This is a genomic window from Pseudomonas cavernicola (genome assembly GCF_003596405.1).
GTDB lineage: Bacteria > Pseudomonadota > Gammaproteobacteria > Pseudomonadales > Pseudomonadaceae > Aquipseudomonas > Aquipseudomonas cavernicola.
Genome location: NZ_QYUR01000002.1, coordinates 1978054 through 1998856, shown reverse-complemented (window position 1 = coordinate 1998856; position 20803 = coordinate 1978054). Strand labels below are relative to the sequence as shown.

The 20803-nt window shown below is 57.7% G+C and carries 19 protein-coding genes; 8 read left to right on the top strand and 11 right to left on the bottom strand.

Annotated features, from left to right (window positions below):
* The first annotated feature begins 214 nt into the window (after positions 1-214).
* The 5 genes from D3879_RS09630 to D3879_RS27460 all read left to right on the top strand — a co-directional run bounded on the left by D3879_RS09630 (position 215) and on the right by D3879_RS27460 (position 8390).
* The gene (locus D3879_RS09630) at positions 215-1630 is read left to right on the top strand and encodes an HlyD family type I secretion periplasmic adaptor subunit (RefSeq protein WP_119954013.1); all 1416 of its coding nucleotides are present in this window, start codon (positions 215-217) and stop codon (positions 1628-1630) included.
* Positions 1631-1752: 122 nt separating this feature from the next.
* Positions 1753-2250 (top strand): hypothetical protein, encoded by a 498-nt coding sequence (locus D3879_RS09625; protein ID WP_119954011.1) that lies wholly within the window; start codon positions 1753-1755, stop codon positions 2248-2250.
* A 176-nt stretch (positions 2251-2426) separates the two neighbouring features.
* The gene (locus D3879_RS09620; RefSeq protein WP_119954008.1) at positions 2427-2819 is read left to right on the top strand and encodes a hypothetical protein; all 393 of its coding nucleotides are present in this window, start codon (positions 2427-2429) and stop codon (positions 2817-2819) included.
* Between the two features lie 22 nt (positions 2820-2841).
* Positions 2842-6003 carry a calcium-binding protein gene (locus tag D3879_RS09615; RefSeq protein ID WP_218567817.1) on the top strand — a complete coding sequence of 1054 codons (3162 nt, stop codon included), beginning with the start codon at positions 2842-2844 and terminating at the stop codon, positions 6001-6003.
* Positions 5955-8390, top strand: coding sequence for a calcium-binding protein (locus D3879_RS27460; RefSeq protein WP_218567816.1), 2436 nt, complete (start codon positions 5955-5957; stop codon positions 8388-8390). The genes D3879_RS09615 and D3879_RS27460 overlap by 49 nt, the downstream gene beginning before the upstream one ends.
* Before the next feature lie 397 nt (positions 8391-8787).
* Here D3879_RS27460 and D3879_RS09585 read toward each other — a convergent pair whose 3' ends face one another.
* Complete coding sequence (locus D3879_RS09585) at positions 8788-9252, bottom strand: bacteriohemerythrin (protein ID WP_119954006.1); 465 nt, start codon at positions 9250-9252, stop codon at positions 8788-8790.
* Between the two features lie 151 nt (positions 9253-9403).
* On the bottom strand, positions 9404-10303 hold the full coding sequence (locus D3879_RS09580) for a LysR family transcriptional regulator (protein ID WP_119954004.1): 900 nt from the start codon (positions 10301-10303) through the stop codon (positions 9404-9406).
* Positions 10304-10445: 142 nt separating this feature from the next.
* Between D3879_RS09580 and D3879_RS09575 the strand changes: the two genes are divergently transcribed.
* On the top strand, positions 10446-11210 hold the full coding sequence (locus D3879_RS09575) for an SDR family oxidoreductase (protein WP_119954002.1): 765 nt from the start codon (positions 10446-10448) through the stop codon (positions 11208-11210).
* A gap of 216 nt (positions 11211-11426) precedes the next feature.
* Here the strand turns inward: D3879_RS09575 and folE are convergent, their stop codons facing one another.
* Entirely contained in the window at positions 11427-11987 is a 561-nt protein-coding gene (folE, locus tag D3879_RS09570) for a GTP cyclohydrolase I FolE (protein ID WP_119954000.1), read from the bottom strand.
* Positions 11988-12012: 25 nt separating this feature from the next.
* Positions 12013-12537 (bottom strand): tyrosine-type recombinase/integrase, encoded by a 525-nt coding sequence (locus D3879_RS09565; RefSeq protein WP_119953997.1) that lies wholly within the window; start codon positions 12535-12537, stop codon positions 12013-12015.
* Between the two features lie 135 nt (positions 12538-12672).
* On the opposite strand from D3879_RS09565, the gene D3879_RS09560 reads away from it, so the two are divergent.
* Complete coding sequence (locus D3879_RS09560; RefSeq protein WP_119953995.1) at positions 12673-13191, top strand: hypothetical protein; 519 nt, start codon at positions 12673-12675, stop codon at positions 13189-13191.
* Between the two features lie 214 nt (positions 13192-13405).
* Here D3879_RS09560 and D3879_RS09555 read toward each other — a convergent pair whose 3' ends face one another.
* The 5 genes from D3879_RS09555 to D3879_RS09530 all read right to left on the bottom strand — a co-directional run bounded on the left by D3879_RS09555 (position 13406) and on the right by D3879_RS09530 (position 17670).
* Positions 13406-13651, bottom strand: a complete 246-nt coding sequence (locus D3879_RS09555) for a hypothetical protein (RefSeq protein WP_119953993.1) — start codon at positions 13649-13651, stop codon at positions 13406-13408.
* A 906-nt stretch (positions 13652-14557) separates the two neighbouring features.
* On the bottom strand, positions 14558-15055 hold the full coding sequence (locus D3879_RS09545) for a hypothetical protein (RefSeq protein WP_119953989.1): 498 nt from the start codon (positions 15053-15055) through the stop codon (positions 14558-14560).
* 795 nt (positions 15056-15850) lie between these two features.
* Positions 15851-16408 carry a Smr/MutS family protein gene (locus D3879_RS09540; RefSeq protein ID WP_119954937.1) on the bottom strand — a complete coding sequence of 186 codons (558 nt, stop codon included), beginning with the start codon at positions 16406-16408 and terminating at the stop codon, positions 15851-15853.
* Positions 16409-16457: 49 nt separating this feature from the next.
* Positions 16458-16778 carry a hypothetical protein gene (locus D3879_RS09535; protein WP_119953987.1) on the bottom strand — a complete coding sequence of 107 codons (321 nt, stop codon included), beginning with the start codon at positions 16776-16778 and terminating at the stop codon, positions 16458-16460.
* A 298-nt stretch (positions 16779-17076) separates the two neighbouring features.
* On the bottom strand, positions 17077-17670 hold the full coding sequence (locus tag D3879_RS09530; protein WP_119953985.1) for a cysteine hydrolase family protein: 594 nt from the start codon (positions 17668-17670) through the stop codon (positions 17077-17079).
* Between the two features lie 188 nt (positions 17671-17858).
* Between D3879_RS09530 and prmB the strand changes: the two genes are divergently transcribed.
* Positions 17859-18779 (top strand): 50S ribosomal protein L3 N(5)-glutamine methyltransferase, encoded by a 921-nt coding sequence (prmB, locus tag D3879_RS09525; protein ID WP_119953983.1) that lies wholly within the window; start codon positions 17859-17861, stop codon positions 18777-18779.
* A gap of 73 nt (positions 18780-18852) precedes the next feature.
* On the opposite strand, the gene D3879_RS09520 is transcribed toward prmB, so the two are convergent.
* Together D3879_RS09520 and D3879_RS09515 are read right to left on the bottom strand one after the other, a co-directional pair.
* Complete coding sequence (locus tag D3879_RS09520; protein WP_177412391.1) at positions 18853-19647, bottom strand: hypothetical protein; 795 nt, start codon at positions 19645-19647, stop codon at positions 18853-18855.
* A 48-nt stretch (positions 19648-19695) separates the two neighbouring features.
* Entirely contained in the window at positions 19696-20685 is a 990-nt protein-coding gene (locus tag D3879_RS09515; RefSeq protein WP_119953981.1) for an alpha/beta hydrolase, read from the bottom strand.
* Positions 20686-20803 lie beyond the last annotated feature (118 nt).

Sequence of the window (20803 nt, the reverse complement as noted above, 5' to 3'; positions counted from 1 at the left end):
CAACGCAAAACAACGCCCTCTCCCTCCGAGAGAGGGCCGGGGTGAGGGAAACGAAGCTCCATCTGCCCGGCCTCCCCCGTCCCGTAAGAGCGAGCTTGCTCGCGAACAACGATCGACCAGGCCAACACCGAGTGATCAGCCAAAACAATTCCGCCCCCTCTCCCTCCGGGAGAGGGGGCTCCGGGGCAGCGCAAATTTCACCAGGTAGCCCGACATGAGCGCCAAGCGCGACCTGCTTACCCGCTACCGCAGCGCCTGGCGCAATTCCTGGTCGCAACGTAAAGCGATGGATCCGCCACCGCGCTTGGTTCATGAGGTGCAATTCCTCCCCGCGGCCTTGGCGCTGCAAGAGCAGCCGGTGCACCCGGCGCCGCGCTACATCCTCTGGACCATCATGGCCTTCTCGGCCCTGGCGCTGCTCTGGGCCGGCGTCGGCGAGATCGATGTGGTCGCCACCGCCAGTGGCAAGATCGTCCCCAGTGGCAAGACCAAGATCATCCAGCCCAGCGAAGTGGCGGTGGTCAAGGCCATCCACGTCTATGACGGGCAACAGGTCAAAGCCGGCGAGCTGTTGGTGGAGCTGGATGCGCAGATCACCGGCGCCGATGTCGAGCGTCTGAACAGCGACCTGCTGGCGGCGCAGGTCGATAGCGCCCGGGCCAACGCCTTGCTCGAGGCGATCCAGAACAGCGGCGAACCGGCCTCACTCGCCAGCTCGATCCCGCAAGCCAGCCCCGAGCAGCAGCACGCCGCGCAGCGCTGGGTGCAGGGCCAATACCTGGAACTGCGCAGCAGCCTGGATCAGGTCGATGCCGAGATCGAACAGCAGGCCGCAGAGATTCAGGCCGCCAGAGCCACGGTGGCCTCGCTGAAAGACAGTCTGCCTATCGCCCGGCAGTTATCGGCTGACTACAAGCGGCTGCTAGACAAGGCCATCGTCGGCAAGCATTCCTGGCTGGAAAAGGAACAGGCGCGCATGAACCAAGAGCGCGAACTGCTGGTGCAGCAAGCCCGCGTGCTGGAGCTGCTGGCCGCGAAAAAAGAAGCCGAGCGCCGGCAAAACAGCATCCTCGCCCAGGCCCGCCGCGCCATGCTCGATCTACAGCATGAGTCCGATCAGCGTGCCGCCGCTCTGGTACAGGAGCTGAAGAAGGCCGAACAGCGCAACCGCCTGACGCGCCTCACCACCCCGGTGGACGGCACCGTGCAGCAACTGGCCATTCACACCGACGGCGGCGTGGTCACCGAAGCTCAGCCCCTGATGGTCATAGTGCCCACCGATCAGCCGGTGGAAGTGGAAGCCATGCTGGAGAACAAGGACATCGGCTTCGTTCGCTCCGGCCAGGCAGTCGAGATCAAGGTCGAGACCTTCACCTTCACCAAATACGGCGTGGTAGATGGCACGGTCATCAGCATCTCCAACGACGCCATCGAGGACGAAAAGCGCGGATTGCTGTACAGCACTCGCATCCAGCTAAAGGAAAACACTATTCGCGTGGGCGACAAACAAATCGCACTGTCGCCGGGGATGGCGGTAAGGGCGGAAGTGAAGACCGATAAGCGCAAGGTCATTGATTACTTCTTGAGCCCGCTTAAGACATATACAAGTGAGAGCATTAGAGAGCGTTGATTAATATTTATTAGAAAAAATAGAGACCATTTTGGGTGGTGGGATTTTGTAATAATTAATGATTTTGAAGTTGGTTGTTTGAGTGATGAGGTTGTTTTGTTTTAGTGTCTAAGGATCGAGTCATGAATAGGTTGATTGCTGCTGTTGTATTTTTAGCGTTTTCTTCACTGGCGTTTGCAGTGGAGCCGATCAAGGTTTTTGGAGATTGGGCTGTGATACGCGCAGCAGAGGGTTCTGATCTTGTCGCGTTAACTCGTAATAATGACGGAAATTATATCGGTCTTCGTTGTTTTGTCGGGGAACGGAAGTGCGTGCATGTATTGTCGGTAGATTTTACGTGTGAGGTCGGCATGAGCTATCCGATGTTGGTTGGTTCTAGTGTGTCTGCTATCACTATTCAGACATCATGTAGAAATAGTGCGGGAAGTCATGAGCTAGTGCTAGATGATCAAAGCAAAATTCATGAAGTGTTGAAGCAAGAAGGGCTTGTCGGTTTTGCAATGCCAATGGATTCAGGTTTGTTCAAGGTCGTCAGATTTAGTCTGAATGGCGCATATGAAGCTATGGGGTATGTGAAGAAATATACGATTGAGCAGGTAGGGAGTGAAGTCTTTCTTTAGGTTGCTTATTCGGTTGTTAAGTTGTTGATGTGGGTGGGGGTAAGTTTCTAGTTTGGGTATGGGCGGTAAAAAACTAATGGCTGGCTGAGACTGTTGTGTTGTTTTTATTTGGCGGGTTTCACCCGCCCTGTGAACTATCTTTGATGATGAGCAATGGAAGTTCTAATGGGGTTGAAATGAGTCTATATAAAGCAATTCTGGAGTATGGCGAATATGCTTATTTACCAATATTGGCTCTGTTCTTAGTTGCCTTGACCATGAATGTGAGTCTTAGGCTGTTAGCTTGGAAAACGATTGTTATTTGGTGTCTGAATCTTCCGATTGCGTTGCTTTGTTTTGTATTGCTTATGGCCGGTGGAGCTGTATCGGGGTCGATCAATCTAATGGTCGTGGTGATTGCTCTTTCTGCTTTGGCGCAATTAGGGTGGGTTGGTTGCGCCTGTGACCTTGCTGGGAAGCTCTGGCCTGGTACGTATTTGAGGTCAGTCGGATTTTGGATATCGGTAGCTTCGCTGACCTTACATGTGTTGTTCATGCTGTTGATAGTTTTTGGATGGTCGGGAAAGTGAATCTATAAGTAAGGAGATTGACATGGCTTTCAGTAAAGAGACGTTCAATTATTTAGGCTCAATATCTGATAAGGCAGTTGCAGTTGCCAATGCTCTTGGTCTGCGTGATGTAACTGCGCAAGGCATTCTCGGAGCAATAGGAGAGGAATATGAGGCAACCGGCCCCGCTGATGAGCTTCAAGGGGACATTATCTCACTACTTGATCACGTAACAATACTCGAAAACTTTAATGAGGTTGAGGCAAATCCGCAGATACTTAAGGATGTTGTTTCGGCGTCATTGATAGGGAAGCTAGTTATAAAGGCGCAAAATGTCGTGTTAAACGACGTTGGCCCTGGAAATATCAAGATCCACACCGCGATTAAGCTGCTGAGTAGTTACGTTAATGATTTTGTGGGTGATCCATTACAATTAAAAAGCTATGCTTCCGACTACGGAAGATTGGTCAGGGATCTCGCTAATAAAAACAGCGACGTGTCGTTGAAATTTTCTGGGCTAATGCTGAAGGAGGGGAGCGAATTTTATAGGGATAAAACAGCGCTGGCCTGGAGTACTTACGGCCAAGACACAAAAGATGCGATTCTTATTACCTATTACAATAATGGTCGTGCGAACTCGGCTGAAAAAATTGATACATTTTTAGAGGGTTTCCCCCAGTATTTTCCTGGGTCAGGTGGCGGTGATAGTGGTGGGCTGGTTTACTTGGATAATGTAATTAAAATAAAACAAATACTTGGTATTGTAAGTCCTAGTCCAGATGGGGCAAGGGACTTTTTTAAGCTGAGCTACGATTCAACCTTGCAAAGCATCCTGAGCGGCGATCATCAAATCAGAGATCTCTACAGCCAAGGCCGGATAGGCCAGGGCTTATACAACGATTTCACCAAGTGGGCTTCCGGCACGCTGCTTAACAACTTTAATAACTCCCAAACGTCCGGCTCCAGTTCTTTCAACTTCGGTCTTAACGTTGAAGGCCTGCGCTACACTCCCATTGGCGCTTTCTACGAAACCCGCACCCCGGCGGCCGATGCCGCCTTGTCCATCGCCAGCAAAACCCTCGTCCTGCTCGACGGCGCTCAGCACAGCTTGACGACGCCGGCTTTGGGCGGGCTCGATGCCGACCATGACGGCAAACTGAGTGGCAGCGAACTGGGTAACATCAGCGCTTGGGCTGATCTCAACGAAAACGGCCTCATGGATGCCGGTGAACTCCAGGGCCTTGCTCAAGCAGGCCTCACGCAAATCAATTCCACTGACTACGACTTTTATACCCGCGGTAACAGCCGAGTTGCCGCTACCCCGGTGACCGCTCCCGTCAAGCCAGGCGAAAGCACCGGCCAGCCGGTTCGCACTGACCGGACTGAAGCCGTCCCGGCCAGCAACTATCGAACCCTGCGCGATACCGACATATTTTTTGAGCTTGTCAATGGCGGTGTCATTCCTTGGGCACCTACGCAGGTCAAGATCAACTACAAGAACCAAACCTACCTAACCGGTACTGACGGGAACGACGCCTTCGATTCCAACTACTACGCCAGTTACAACTATTTCAACAGCTCTCTGCTGGTCAACTTCCTTGGTGGGGGTGGCGACGATACGGTCGGTGGCAGCGTGCGCGACGACCGTATCTGGGGTGGCACCGGCAACGACCTGCTATTGGGGTATGCCGGTAACGACAAGCTCTACGGCGAAGAAGGCGACGACGAACTACAAGGGCATGACGGTGCCGACTATCTAGATGGCGGCGTGGGCAACGATAGGCTGTTCGGTGGGGCAGGCAGCGACGTGATCAACGGCGCGGATGGTGCCGATGCGCTCAGCGGCCAGGGTGACGATGACAGCCTTTGCGGTGGCAGTGGCGCCGACACTATCGTTGGCGGGGTGGGCAACGATTACCTGGATGGTGGCGACGACGGTGATTTGCTGCTGGGTGAGGCCGGTAACGATACGCTCTTCGGCGGCAATGGAGTCGACGAACTCCAAGGTGGTGATGGCAACGATGTGCTCTTGGGCGAGGCGGGCGACGACAAGCTCTTCGGCCAAACCGGCAACGACATCTTATGGGGCGGTGCCGGCAATGACCAGTTGATGGGATTCACCGCTTCCAACGAGGCCAAGCAAACCCTCTTCGCCGGTGAAAGCGACAATGACAGGCTTTTCGCAGGTGCCGGTAACGACAACCTGTACGGTGGTCTTGGTGACGACTTACTCGACGGCGGCGATGACAATGACGTGCTCGTCGGTAACGAAGGCAGCGACACACTGTTCGGCGGCGCTGGAAACGACGAGATTCAGGGTAACGACGGCAACGACCTGCTGCTAGGCGAAAGTGGCAACGATCGGCTGTTCGGCCAGACTGGCAACGACACCCTGTGGGGGGGAGGCGGTGACGATATCCTAGTAGGATTCACCGCAGAAAATGAGGCCAAGCAAAGCCTCGCCTACGGAGAAAGCGACAACGACAGCTTGTACGGCGGTGTGGGGAATGACCTGTTGCTGGGTGGGCTGGGCGACGACACTGTATTTGGGGAAACGGGTGCCGATGAATTGCAAGGTGGCTCGGGCGCCGACCTGTTGTTTGGCGGGGAAGGCGACGACAAGCTCTTTGGGCAGGTCGGCGACGACGTACTCTACGGCGGCGAAGGCAATGACATTCTGGTGGGGTTCACCGCCACCAACGAGAGCAAGCAAAGTCTCGCTGTCGGCGAAAGCGACAACGACTGGTTGTATGGTGGGGCGGGCAACGACACCCTGCTGGGGGGCGTCGGGAATGACTATCTTGACGGTGGCGCGGGTGCAGATCTTATGGAGGGCGGCACTGGGGACGATATTTACATCGTCAACAGCGTGAATGACAGCATTCTTGAGCACACTGGCGCTGGCTACGACACCGTTGTCAGTAGCTCCAACTATCTTCTGAATGCCAATATTGAAGAGCTTCGCTTGGTCGAAGGGCTTGATATCCATGCCACCGGCAATGCCCAGGATAACAAGCTGATTGGCAACAGCCGCAACAATATCCTCGACGGCGTGACCGGCAAGGACACCATGATCGGGGGGCTGGTGACGACACTTATTATGTTGACAACCTGGGCGACCAGACCATCGAGCGGACTGGCGAAGGGGTCGACACAGTGCAAAGCAGCATCAGCCATACGCTTGCCGACAACGTGGAAAATCTAATACTGCTGGACTTTTCCAAAGCCGAAAGAGGCTTGGTGGATGGGGAGGCCATCCTCGTCTACGGCTATCCGAAGATGAACGAACTGGACTACATGCAGGGCGATGCCATTCCAGAGTTCCAAGGCACCTGCGCGTTGACGGCGATTGCCAACCTGCTCACCCAGGCTGACCGACCTACCACCGAAGCAGAGGTGGTGCAGGTGGCAATCGACAACAATTGGGCCGTGACGAGCCCGGACAAGCCGGCGTATGAGCGAGGCGGCTCGAACTTCGTCCAGCAACGGGCGATCCTGGACAGCTATGGAATTCGCAACGAATTGCTGTCCGGTTACAACGAGCAAGGTGTGGCTAACCTGATTCGCAGCGGGCGCGGCGTCATCCTCGCGGTCAATGCAGGGACGCTGTGGGACGACCCGGCCTACGTGGGCGGCGGCGCCGTGAACCATGTCGTCACAGTAACGGGGGCGGCCTACAGTGAGGCTGTCGGTGAGCTGATGGGCTTCTATATTGCCGACTCGGGGCGGCAGAAGGTCAGCGACATGACCCGCTACGTGAGCCTCGACAAGTTCCGCCAAGTAGCCAACGTCGCCAGTGGCTATGCGATCTATACGATCGAGCCATTGAAGCTGTGGGGCGAGGACATCAACGGTCAGGGTAACGGCCTCGACAATGTGCTCATCGGTAATCGGGGCGATAACGTGCTCAGCGGCGCCGACGGGAACGACACCCTCATCGGTGGGGCAGGTAATGACACCCTATACGGTCACACCGGCAGCGATACTTACTTGTTCAATCTGGGCGACGGGCGAGACACCATTGTCGATGTCGAAGCCATGTGGAACACCGATGTCCTGAAGTTCGGGGCAGGTATTTCGGCTGCCGACATCCAGGTCAGCCGAGATGGCAGCAGCCTGGTGCTTCAACATCGCAACGGCCAGGATCAGATCAGTATCGGCAACTGGTTCACCGCCTCTTATGGCTACACCAACTACCACCGGTTGAGCCGCGTAGAGTTTGCCGATGGCACCCAGTGGAGCCGCGATCATCTTTCAGCCAGTAATGGCAACGACACCCTCGTCGGGGGTGACACCAATGATGTGCTGAAGGGGTTGGGCGGCAACGACAGCCTCAACGGTCTGGCTGGCAACGACACCCTCTTCGGTGGCAATGGCGATGACAATCTATCGGGTGGAGCGGGCGATGATGGTCTGGATGGCGGGCAGGGCAACGACATCCTCGATGGTGGACTGGGCAATGACACCATCACCGGAGGGGCAGGCATCGACACCCTCTATGGTCACACCGGCAGCGATATTTACTTGTTCAATCTGGGCGACGGGCGAGACACCATTGTCGATGTCGAAGCCATGTGGAACACCGATGTCCTGAAGTTCGGGGCAGGTATTTCGGCTGCCGACATCGAGGTCCGCCGAGATGGCAGCAGCCTGGTGCTTCAACACCGCAACGGCCAGGATCAGATCAGTATCGGCAACTGGTTCACCGCCTCTTATGGCTACACCAACTACCACCGGTTGAGCCGCGTAGAGTTTGCCGATGGCACCCAGTGGAGCCGTGATCAGCTTTCAGCCTGGGCGGTATGGGAAGTTACAGGCAGCGACAGTAACGACACCCTCATGGGAGGGGACACCAACGATGTGCTGAAGGGATTGGGCGGCAATGACACACTCAACGGTGACGCTGGTAACGATGTCATCATCGGTGGCGGAGGTGCCGACACGATGGTCGGCGGTACCGGCGACGATGTCTATGAAGTCACCGAGCTCGGGGACGTTGTGATTGAGCTCGCCGCCGCAGGCACGGATTCAGTCTGGACCTCGCTCGCGAGCTATACGCTGGGTGCCAACGTCGAAGGCCTGTATTACGGCGCTAGCGGCAACTTCTCGGGCACCGGTAACGCGCTCGCCAACACGATCGTTGGTGGTTCGGGTGACGATACCTTGGATGGTCAGGGTGGCACTGATGCTCTGGTGGGGGGGACGGGTAACGACACTTATATTCTGGGGCGCGGTCATGGCACCGATACAGTCGTGGAGAGTGATTCCGCGACAGGTAACACCGATATTGCCCAGTTCCTGGAGGGCATTGCCACTGATCAGGTGTGGTTCCGTAAAATGTCCGATACCAACAACCTTGAAGTCAGTGTCATCGGTACACCCGACAAGTTAACGATCAAGGACTGGTATCTCGGTAACGATTGCCATGTTGAGCAGTTCAAAACCGCGGATAGCAAGATCTTACTCGATAGCCAGGTACAGAGTTTGGTCGATGCCATGGCGTCGTTCGCGCCGCCTGCGGCCGGGCAGACAACCTTGCCGGGCAATTATCAGTCAGCGCTTGCCTCAGTGATCGCAGTGAACTGGCAGTAAATCATGCGATGGACAATGGGCCCGTCAGGTGATGGGCCTATTGTTGTTCACTGCAAGAGTGCTGCAGGTGGAAACCTACCTAGTCGTTGAGTCTGAATGCACACCCCAACTCACTGAGTCTCTCTGTGAGTTGGGGTGTGCATTCAGGTGCTCAGGATTTGCATCAGACCGGCTGTCAGTACTGAACTAGAGTGCCCGCATTCTGACATCGACGCCGCAACCTTCTGCTGGTAATCCACTCTGCCATCCCGATAGAGTGGTCGGCTCCAATACAAGCGGGTGGTCTGGTGTCGTGCAATCGAGTGGTCAAGTGAGATGCCATTTCGCAACAGATTGCGGCTTGCTGTAAAAAAAATCGGCCTTGCGCCGGCTTTTTTATCCTGCATTAAAGCCCGACCTAGTTGAAAAACTTCTTGATCGAGCGCGAGAACCAGCCACCGGCCTGCTTATCACTGACCAGTACATTCATGTTGTCCTTCACCGACTGCACATAGTTGGAATCGTCGTTGCGGATATGGTTAAACAGCCAGCGCGACAACAAGCCGATCAGTTCCTGGGTAATGTCTTCGCCAGCCTTGAAGCGCAGGCTGAAGTCTTTCACCCGGGCAATGAAGATTTTATGGACATGCTTGTGCGGGCGTGTGAATTCGTAACCTGCTTCCTCCATCAGCGATTCTTCGAAGGCAAAATGCGACAGGGTGTAATCCACCAGTTCATTCAGCACATTGCCCACTTCATCACGACTGTGCCCAGGCTCCTGGGTCCGAATCAGCAGGTTGATCATGAAGACGATGCGCTTGTGCTGATCGTCGATGACTTGAATGCCGGTGTTCAGGTCGTCTTGCCAAGCTAGGTAGTCCATTTAACGTGTTCCTTAGCGTGCCGCTCAATTGCGTATGAGCGCTTTGCCAAGGCTATCCAAGCGTCTAGAACGTGGTTTGACTCAGGTCAACCAATGGTTTTACCGAGCCTGGATCGAGTAGTGAAATGAGGTTATTGATTCGAAACAGCGCTTATCGATCCCAAGGCGGCACGCCGCTGAACGCCTCGACCAGGAAGTCCACCATCACCCGAACCTTGGCGCTCAGGTGACGACGGCTTGGGTACATGGCCAATACGTCGATTTCCGGTAAGCGATAGCCCGGCAGTAGCGGTACAAGCCGCCCCGAGCGCAGGTCGTCACCGATCAGGAAGGTCGGTTGCCAGATCACCCCACGCCCAGCCAGTGCCGCGGCCCGAGCAGTATCGCCATTATTGCTGTGCATCTGGCCAGTCACTTTCACGCTATGGGCCTTGCCGTGATCGTCGTTGAAGTGCCACTCATCGCCCGAGTAGGTGTAGCAAACGCAGGCATGCTCGCGCAGGTCAGCCGGGGTCTGGGGGTGGCCGTGACGTTTCAGGTATTCAGGCGAGGCGCACAGAATATTTTGCGAGGTCGCCAGTTTGCGCGCCGCGTGGCTGGTCGTACCGACGCGGGAGATGCGGATGGCCATGTCGTAGCCATCCTCGACAAGATCAACAACCCGATCGATCAAGGCCACATCGAGTTCCACGTCGGGGTACTTCTGCATGAACTCCGGCCACAGTGGGGCCAGGTGCAGAATGCCGAAGCTCAGCGGCGCATTGATCCGCAGCCGGCCGCGTGGCTGCAGCGAACTGGATGAGACCAGCGCCTCGGTTTCCGCTACCTCGTCGAGGATGGATTTGCTCCGCTCAAAGAGCGCTTCGCCACTTTCAGTGAGTGAGAGTTTGCGTGAACTACGATTCAGTAAGCGGGTGCCGAGGTGCGACTCAAGTTCGTTGACATAGCGGGTCACGTTTGCAGGCGAGGTGTCGAGGGCATCCGCTGCACGAGTGAAACTGCCGCGACTTACCACCGTCACGAACACTTCAAAGGCGCGCAATCGATCCATTTTTCACGCTCGCTTTATTCATAAAAGATGAATGATAAGAGCATATTTACTGCCTTCTTCCAGCTCAATATGAAGCATAGATTTACCTCCAACGACTAGCGCATCCGGTGCCAGCCGATACAACGCATAGCTGAGGTGAAAAATGGGACGTTTAACTGGAAAAGTAGCCATCGTCACAGGCGCAAGTTCAGGCATTGGCCTGGCCACCGCCAAACTGTTCGCCGAGGAGGGTGCGAAAGTCGTAGTTGCAGCCCGCCGTGAAGCTGAACTGGCGAAGCTGGTCGCTGAGATCAGCGCCGCCGGTGGCGAAGCCGTCGCCCTGGCCGGTGACGTGCAGTCGGAAGATTTCGCGAAAGCCTTGGTGGCCCTGGCAGTCAGCCGCTTCGGTCGCCTCGACATTGCCTTCAATAACGCCGGTACTTTGGGTGAGCAGGCGCCGACCACCGAGGTCTCTGAAAAGGGCTGGACAGAGACATTGGCCATCAACCTGACCAGTGCCTTTTTAGGTGCCAAACACCAGATCCCCGAGATGATCAAGCAGGGTGGCGGTTCGATTATTTTCACCTCGACTTTTGTCGGCTACTCCTTTGCCTTCCCAGGCGTTGCCGCCTATGCAGCGAGCAAGTCGGGATTGATCGGGCTGACCCAGGCGCTGGCGGCCGAATACGGCCCGCAGGGCGTGCGCGTCAATTCGATCCTGCCGGGCGCGGTGGATACCCCGATGTACCGTGACATGAACGACACGACGGAGTCGCAGACCTTTATCACCAACCTGCACGCCCTGAAACGCGTCGCTAAACCGGAAGAACTGGCCCGCTCAGTGCTCTATCTCGCCTCCGACGACTCCGCGTTTGTGACCGGTACGGCCTCCTTGGTCGATGGCGGTGCCTCGATCACCCGTACCTGAGGTAAAAACCAGCAAGGCCCTATATAAGACTCCCCAGTCCAGAGCGACTGGGGGGCTTATGCAGGCTCATCCGCAGACGACTCTCCGGCGAGATGCCATCGTTAGTTTCATCTAAGTGTCATCAGCAGTTGTTTCGCACTGGCACATCACGCGCCGAGGGTGATCTGCAAGACATAAAAAAACCGGCGCAAGGCCGGTTTTCATATGAGCAGCCAATCAGTTGATCAGGCTGAGAAATTCGCTGCGCGTGGCCGCGTTTTCCCGGAATTCGCCGAGCATCACCGAAGTAACCATCGAAGAGTTCTGCTTCTCCACACCGCGCATCATCATGCACATGTGCTGGGCTTCGATGACCACTGCGACGCCCAGGGCACCGGTGACCTCCTGAATGGCTTCGGCGATCTGGCGGGTGAGGTTTTCCTGAATCTGTAGACGGCGCGCGTACATGTCAACGATCCGCGCGACCTTGGACAGGCCGAGCACCTTGCCGTTGGGAATGTACGCGACATGCGCCTTGCCGATGAAAGGCAACAGGTGATGTTCGCACAGCGAGTACAGCTCGACGTGCTTCACCAGCACCATTTCGCTGTTGTCGGAGCTAAATAGGGCGCCGTTGACGACTTCTTCCAGCGACTGCTGGTAGCCGCGGCAGAGGTACTGCATGGCCTTGGCGGCACGCTTGGGCGTATCGAGCAGGCCCTCTCGGGAAGCGTCCTCGCCAAGTTGGCCGAGAATCGCGGTGTAATGTTGCTCTAGTTTTGGGAGGCTAGATTCCATGGTGCTTCCAGGGGGTAGTGAAAAGTCAGCGTACCAATTTTGTACCAGTTAGGCTCTGCTCAAGTTTACCGATCTCGGTCCAGTCAATGCTTGAGTTCATCCACCTGGCGTAGGTGGATAGCGCCATTTGGACGCTGTGGCCAAGCTGAGTGGCAATGAAAGCCGGGGTCATCCCAACCATCAGGCACATGGTCGCGTATGTGTGACGGCAATTGTACTGCGGTCTGGCGCGAATCCCGAGACCTTCTAGCGCAATCTTGAAGTGCTTGTCGGTCACGTTGGCCTGCTGGATGAACTCAAAGTTCTTGGTCAGCGGGAAAACATAGGGCGATTGCGGGAATGACCGGCGCTGTTTTGCCCTGATCGATGCGACCGCCTTTGCTTCATCCAGGGCATGCAGAGCGCGGCTGTTGAGCATGACCAGGCGGTTGGTCTTGGTCTTGGCCCTTTTCTGGACCTTGTGGTCGACCACGATCCGGCAAACATGCGCAACGCGTTTGGCCTTATCCACTTCATCCCATCGCAGGGCAGCTATCTCGCTTGGGCGCATGCCGGTGAAAGATCTGGATATGCCGCGCTGAGAGTCGAGTGTCGGCTATTACCGCGTCTACATGCCCCTGAAGCAGCGCCTATTCTTGGGAGAGCATCTCCGAGAAAGCAGAGGTGGCGATGCTGGAGGCAGCCAATGGCTGAGCCGAAGAAGAGTACCAAGCGCGCCGATCGGCCGATCTACATGACGGTTCGGAAGCTGGTGAATCCGAAAACCGGTGAAGAAGTTAGTGCCCTGGTGCCGGGAAGCGGAATTGACAGCTACCTGATGCACGAGCTCGGTCTGCGTACGGGCGACGACGTGCGTGCAGTGCTGAAGCTACCGCGCAATGCCAAGTTCCACCGGCTTGTGCATGCCCTCGGGAAGCTGGTCGCCGAGCAGATCGAGGACTTCCAGGGGCTATCAGCCCACGACGCTATCAAGCGCCTGCAGCGAGAGAGCGGTATCTGCTGCGAGGTGCAGTCCATCAATCTGCCGGGCTTCGGGGCGCTGGATGTCGCCGTGGCTCAGAGCATCGCCTTCGACGAGATGGACGAGGGTGCATTCCGCGAACTGTACAAAGGCATCTGCCGGCACATCTGCGAGCGCTATTGGCCGACGCTGACGCCTGAGCAGGTGGCGGACATGGCCGAACTCATGACGGCGGTCGAGTGAAGGTGACGATCGCTTGACGCCCGTGCTCGACCGGATCAACGCCCGCTGGGGATGCGCTGGGAGATGATGGGCCAGAGCTACAGGACTCGGTTGGATGAGTTGTGGCGGGTGAATTGCCGCTAATAGTGTCGGCTAATGGCAATCGACAGTGAGCGCAATGCTCGCTAATGACGGCAGAGGGGAAGGGTAGACCAGAGGCGACGAAGCTCGAGCCTCAACACTCGGCCGAACTGAATACCGGCCTGCCATCCTTCTCGACAAGCAGCAGTTTGGAGAGCGCATCCTTAGCGGCATTGGAGGCTTCGGACGGTCGAGCGAAGTAGGCCCCGTCGTAGACCTGGTGAAGCCGTGGCTCGGCATAAGAGCCATGTGGCTGGATGGCAATGAATGCCAAGGCATGGTCGCCGTTGATGCGGGTCTCGCCCCATGCGATGTGCCCCGGAAAATGACGTGGTTTCATAGCGGCCTCAGATTAGTTGGATCTCAAGTCGAACCTCAACTATGGATCTCTCTTCTGGGGTTTGCCCGCTAACCGACCAATGGTCAGGGCAGGGTAGAAAGCAGAAAGCCCGCTCATGGCGGGCTCTCTGTCGATAGGGCTGATCCTTCAGCTGCCCACACTATTGCTGGCGGCAGGTGAAAATTTCGTGAAGGGCAGAAACGAAAAGCCCCGCGCGGGCGGGGCTCCAATTTCAATAATTCCGGCCTTTTTTGTGGTCTCGGTCGTCCCGATCATCATCAAATGATCGGTCGTGGTGCGAGTCCCGGTGGTTGTCCCAGCCCCTGTCGTGGTCGTGATCATGGTCGTAATACACGCAACCGGTGCCTGCGAGGATTGCTGCCAGTAGGGCGACTTTGGCGAATTGGGCAAGCATTGGCCATACCTCTCAAAGCGGCGGGATCATGTCTCCCGTACACCTATAAGACACCAGGCTTGCGTAAAGGATCGTCAGGGAGAGGTAAAGGTTGGCAGAGCGGAAGCTGAGGGAGGAGCAGCAAAGCCGCTCGGGACAGGCTCGCTCAGTTCAGCTCAGCTTAGTTCGTGGGCGTGGCTCGAGCTGAAGAGGTGGGGGTAGGGCGATCAGATCGAAATGATATAGATGGATAGCGCAACAATCGCAATGATTGCCAAGCCGCCCGCGGCGGAGCACAGCCCATACCAGTAGCTACTTCGCCCAGGGTACCGTCCGAATGACACGGTCTTAATGATCCATTGCCCAAGGCGGAAGCAAAGTACCTCGGCGATGAAGCTTCCTATGATGTCCAACATGAGCGTTCGCCTTGTTCCGCTATGGGTGCGAAAGCCCCGCTCGGTGGCAGGGCCTTCTTAGTCGGTTTGGACCAAGCAGGCCATTCGCTGACGGCTTCAGCCATTTGACTGATCGAGCTCGCCGGCCGCCCACTTCTGCTCGAACTCGCTCCTCGTGCGGAGCTTGTGGTTCTGGCACCCGACCATCTGTTGGTCCGTCTGCCAATTACTGCAGTAGCTGGGCTCTTTATAGAACTGGCTCCAGGCGGCGCTCTTTTGTCGCTCAAGTTGGGATCTTGCCTGAACTACTTTCGCGTTTTTCTGGTTCTCAAGGACCTGTTGTCGCCGAGCCTCCTCGTCAGACATCGTCTGCCTGTGTTGCTGCTCAAGCCGCTGCGCTGCTTCCCGTTCCCTGATCTGCTGATACTGTGCAGAGGCTTTCATCTGTGCCTTCTGGGAGTTGGCTAGGATCTCGTTCTGCATGTTCGTGACTGTATGGGTGATGACCTTCATGTAGACAAGCCAGAGCAGCAATGCCACACCGAGGCCCAAGAGCATGCGGACGATGATTAAAGCGACTTCTTCGTGGAATGGGCGAGGCGGGCGTCGTGCCATGAGGATGCTCCTTGCAGTGATGGCGCAATGCTAGCCAGAGATGGCAGACATGGGAAGGGCAGGCTAGAAACCATAGGCCCCGCTGATGCGGGGCTTATGGTTAATACCTTGTCAGTATCCGCCGCCGCCCGAGGGTTCGCTTTGCTGTGATCCGCCGCCATCGTTTTGCCCGCGGTTATCACAAGAAGAGCCACTGATCGCAATGATCAGGGCGAGCATGGCAAGAGGGATTAGGCGCCTAAGCATTTCGGTTCTCCTGTCCTGTGATCCCCAAATGCCATTGGGCGCTTCTGGAGTAGGAAAATCCTCTAGGAGTAGACGTGCGGTACGGGCAGAAACGAAAAGCCTCGCGAGTCTATGTGCTGGGACTGGTATTTTCGGACGCCCAAAACCGATCAAATTCGTCTCGGAGTTTGGCTTCTCGCGCATCGCATACCTTCACTCGGTTGGGCGACTCGGGGTAAATGCAGGCTCGATCAGGCGCGAAAAAACTTTTCCCAGGCGGCATTCTTGCGGGCTTCCTAGGCGGCGTTTCGAGATCGTCGTTCGTCATCAGCCTTGCGCTTTGCGGCACTGGCTGCCTCCGCTTCTCGTATCTGGCGAATTTCTTCATGAGTCAATTGGCGAGTAGCCGGTGGAGTAGTTTGCGGGTTGAGCTTGCTTAGGATATCGGCCACGGCGGATCAGCCCTTCGCCCTGGGTCGTCAGTTGGTAGCCGCAGAACTCGCGCCTATATTCCAGCAAGCAACAGGCTCGCCTCACTGCGTCTGCGCAGCGGCTTGCAGCTAATTTGCCTTATTCGTCTCGTCCGTCGAGCATGGTGCGTTTCAGCATCACGTAAATCGCGCCGGTGCCACCGTGTTTGGGCAAGCATGAGGTGAAGCCGAGCACTTGCGGGTGTTGGCGTAGCCAGGTGTTGACGTGGCTTTTGAGCATTGGTCGTTTGCCATCCAGGCGCACCGCCTTGCCATGGGTGATGCGCACGCAACGCACTTCGAGCTTGGTCGCTTCGGCGATGAATTCCCACAGTGTGTCGCGGGCTTTCTCCACGCTCATGCCGTGTAGGTCGAGGCTGCCCTCAAAGCTGATCTGACCCAGCTTTAGCTTGCGCATCTGGCCTTCTTGCACACCGTCGCGGGCCCAGTTCAGGGCATCTTCTGGGCCGACGTCGATGACAAACTGGTCGGACAGTCCATCGACTTTCAGTGAGCCCTCGCGCACGGTCGCGGCCTGGCGCAGGGTGGCGATGCGCGCGCGGTCGGCCTTTGGTTTGCCGGTGTCGGCGCGGTCGTGCTGGATCGGCTTGACGCCGCGAATCTCGGATTTGAACAGGGAAAAGTCGTCGTCTTGCATAAAGGCCTCCGCGAAGGTGCCTAGTGTAACCATTCGCGTGGCAGCGGCGTCAGTCGTGCTTTTTCCTCAGGTGAGGCGCCAGGCTCAAGTCGCTGGGCCGGCGCAAACGTCGCCGACATCTGCGCCAGGCAATCACGCCGCCCCACAACAGCAGCAAGCCAACCACCAACAAGATGCCGGCGGCGGTGGGTGTCGCAATCAGAGAGCCTAGCGCCGGCGACCGGCCGAGCAGGGCAGCGGCGCCCGCCATGGCCAGCAGAACTCCCAGCATCGCGAACAGCGCGGAAAGGGCTGCGCCGAAACGCCAGCGCCAGCTGCTCGGCCCGCGTGAGCGCAGGCGACGAGCATCAAAACCACCGGATATTTTCATTCCGCTTTCCTTTAAGGGTATCGGCGGTATGACCGACACCTGGTGGCGAGGTTCAGTCAGCGCTGCTGAGTAGACCTGGCCACCGCGACAAAGTGCCGGGCGAGTTGCTTAGCCGGCCGTTGAAAGCACTGCGCAAGGCTATGTGGCGTTGAAAGCAGCCTGAAAATGCTCATTTGCAGGCGGTAAACTCGGCTCGGGCATCCTGCTTCGCTCTACCTCCTGCATCCCTGCAGTCGTGCGCTTTCTCGGCTGATCTCGCCTTGCCTAGCCGTTGTTCGCTACGTTTTTCAGCGGCCTGCTAGACCAGCGCCTTGGCGTGTGGCACCAAGGCTGCGAAGTTGTCTGCCAGTGCGGCCATTTCTGCGCGATGAAGGGCGTCGGCAGTGATTACTCCGTCGCGATAGGGCAGGTCGCGGGTGGCGCAGGCGCTATCGACCAGGGTGCAGCGATAGCCATAATCCTTACAGGCGCGCACGGTGGTGCTGACGCTGGAGTGGGTCATAAAACCGCAGACAATCAGGTCGAGGCGGCCGAGGGCTTGTAGCCGGTCATGCAGTTCAGTGCCAGAGAAGGCATTGGGCAGACGTTTCTCGACCACGGTTTCACCTGGCAGTGGTGCCAGTTCGGGGAGGAAGCGCCCACGTGGGCCTTGCGGGTCCAGAAAGCCCCCAGGAACACCGAGGTGTTTCACATGCACGATGGGGGAGCCGGCGGCACGGGCGGCGGCGAGTAGATTGGCGATTTCGCCGATAGCAGCATCCAGGCCGGGCAAGGGCAGCGCACCACTGCGGTATTCCTCTTGCGCATCGATGATCAGCAGGCAGGCATTACTCAGGCTGGCCGGTGCGTAACTCCGGCCGGTGAGCTGGAGTAAGGTTTGTGGTTGGGGCATGACGTGGCTCCTGACAGACGCAGATTGCCACCATTGTCGCCTCACGGGCGATGACTGTGAACCTTTTATGCAGACTCTTTGCTGTGCTGAGTGCGGCTGGAGAGGCGGACGCAGAGCCGCTGGAAGAAATCAGCGGATGCTCGCGCGGCTTCGGCTAAAATGCCCGCCTTGATTCAGGAGATGCTGCCGTGACTGCTTCGACCTCCCAATTGCGCACCTTGCGCGACCATATCCGCTGGGCCGTCAGCCGCTTCCACGCCGAAGGGCTGTTCTTCGGCCACGGTACCGATAATGCCTGGGATGAGGCGCGCCAGTTGGTGCTCGGCGCCGTACATCTGCCCTGGGAAATTGCCGACAGCTACCTCGATTGCCGTTTGGAGGACGAGGAGCGCGAGTATTTGCAGACGCTACTCAAGCAGCGCATCGAGGAGCGCGTGCCGACCGCTTATTTGCTCGGTGAGGCCTGGTTCTGCGGGATACCCTTCGTGGTCGATGAGCGGGTGTTGATCCCACGTTCGCCGATTGCCGAGTTGATCGAGCGGCGCTTCGAGCCCTGGCTGCCGCAGGAGCCCACGCGGATTCTCGATCTGTGCACCGGTTCCGGTTGCATCGGTATCGCGTGCGCCTATGAGTTCCCACACGCCGAAGTGGTGCTCGCCGATCTGTCGTTCGAGGCCCTGGAAGTGGCGAACCAGAATATCGAGCGGCATGACCTGGAAGAGCGCGTCTATACCGTGCAAGGCGATGGTTTTGTCGGCTTGCCGGGGCAGCGTTTCGGCCTGATCGTGTCGAATCCACCCTATGTCGACGCCGAAGACTTTGCCGATATGCCGGCGGAGTATCATCACGAGCCGGCCCTGGGCCTGGCTTGCGGGAATGACGGGTTGGATCTGGTGCGTCGCATGCTGGCTGAGGCGGCCGAGCATTTGACCGAGAAGGGCGTGCTGATTGTCGAGGTAGGTAACAGTCAGGTGCATGTCGAGGCGTTGTATCCGGAGGTGGACTTCACCTGGCTGGACTTTGAGCGCGGCGGCCATGGCGTGTTTCTCCTCACTGCCGAGCAGTGCTGTCAGCATCAGGCGCTCTTTCGGTCGCGGGTTAACGGCTAAGCCGCGAGCGATTTATCCGCCAGCTGGGCTCAATGGCGAATAACGCAGTGGGTTATTCGCCCTACGCGGTTCGCTAGCGCGTGGCCATCCAGATCAATAAGCCGGCCTGAAACACACAGAACGCCACCAGGCAGGTGATGGTGAAGCGCAGAGTGCCGTCTTCGCGTGTTAGCGAGGCGAGGCGCTCGTCCTGTTTACGCAACGTCACCTCCTGTTCGCGTAGGTTCTGGTCGGCCTGCTGTAGCATGGCTGCGGCGTCCAGCAGTTCGACGATCTGCACTTTTTCCTTCTGCCAGTCGCTATTCAGTGCGTTGACCCGGGCGGCGCTGTAGGTCGCCTTCAACTGCCGCGGGTCGGGATAATCGACGTCGAAGCCTTGGACGCGCAGGAAGTGGTCACGGCGTAGGCGGGCGTCATCGCTGAGCAGATCCTTCGCCGCTAGCGCGCCGCCTTCGACTTGGTAATGCGCGCATTTTTGCTTGGCCCAGGCGATCCCTTGGGCGAGCAGGAAGCGGCCGAGACCGCGATTGATCGGTTCGATGTGCAGACCACTGTCGAGGCCGAAGCGGACTTCGTTGCTGCGGTGATCGACCCACACCTCCAGCACGTTCTGCTCTTTGCGCACGCGCTGGCCCGGGAGCTCCAGGCTCAGGCGCAGCAGGCTCTGGTCCGGGCTATGCCGTGCGACCCGGCCAAATTGCACGAAGCGCAGCGAACGCACACCGGTGTAGCGATCCGTTGGCAGTGGTGCCAGGCGCAACAGGCGGAACTGCTCCGGGCCCAAGTTGCTCCAGGGATGTGGCAGGGCCGCCGCGGCAACGGCAACGGCAACGGCGGCGTCTGGTTGTGGAGCGTCGGTGTCGGTCATAAGCGGCGTCCTGGTGCGCTAGTGCCAGGTAGAGCACTGGCCTATGACTTATCGGCCGGAGGTTGCATCGCTGTAGGATGGCACTGTGCTATTGCGCAGGATAAAGCTGATGATCTGGTCGGTTAGTTCCCGCGCCAGCGGTAACTGCGGGTTGTTATAGGACGCCAGTTGCTGCTTGATATCTTTCGGGACGATGCGCAGCACATGGTTCATGCCCTCGATCAGCACCAGTTGGGCATCTGGCTTGGCAACTTTAAGCACTTGGGCATCTCTGATGCCGACCTGAATGTCGTGGCTGCCCTGGATGATCAGAGTCGGTATACGCAGCTTGGCGAAGGCTGCAGCGGGCTCTTGGCGAAACAGCGAGATCAGGTAGGGCTGCACACTGGGGCGGAACAGGACCTGCAACTCATCGGGTACTTCCTGCTCGGTTTGCCCGGCTTTCAGATCGTCGATCAGCTGTTCGCTCTGCGCCAGCAACGGTCGCGGCAGGCGCAAGCGTAGTTGTTCTCGCAGTACCTGGTCGATCGGGCGAGAGCTGCCGGCGATGGAAATAAGCGCATCGGCGCCAGCGGCTGTGGCGGCGAGGCTGGCGATCAGCGCACCTTCGCTGTGGCCGATCAGGGTCAATTGGCCGAAGCGCGGGTCGGCCTTGAGTTGCTGCCCCCAGGCTGCCGCATCGGCAACATACTGCTCGACGCTGAGGTCGCGTTCATCCGGCGTGGCCGCCTGACTGGCGGCCACGCCACGTTTGTCGTAGCGCACGCTGGCAATTCCGTGTTTGGCCAGCGCCTGGGCCAGGCGCTTGAGGTTGTCGTTATGTCCGCCGCTGGGGTTGTTGCCGTTGCGGTCGGTCGGGCCGGAACCAGCGATCAATAGGGCGACCGGCACCGGAACAGCGGTTTTCGGCAGCAGCAGAGTGCCGTGCAACTCGCCGCTGCCGGTGTCCAGGCTAATCGGGCGTTGCAACACGGTGTAGGGCGTGGCCTGGGCCAGGCCGGTAAGCAGAGGGAGGATCAAGGCGAGCACTCGCAGCATGGGGCGGCTACTTAAAAAGGAAAGTAAGCGGTTGGAAGCGCCGCTTGGAGTCTGTCGGGCTTAGGCGTCCGTAGCAGGACAGTTCTAAGTCCGACAGACTCCTGAGGATAAGGTTCGA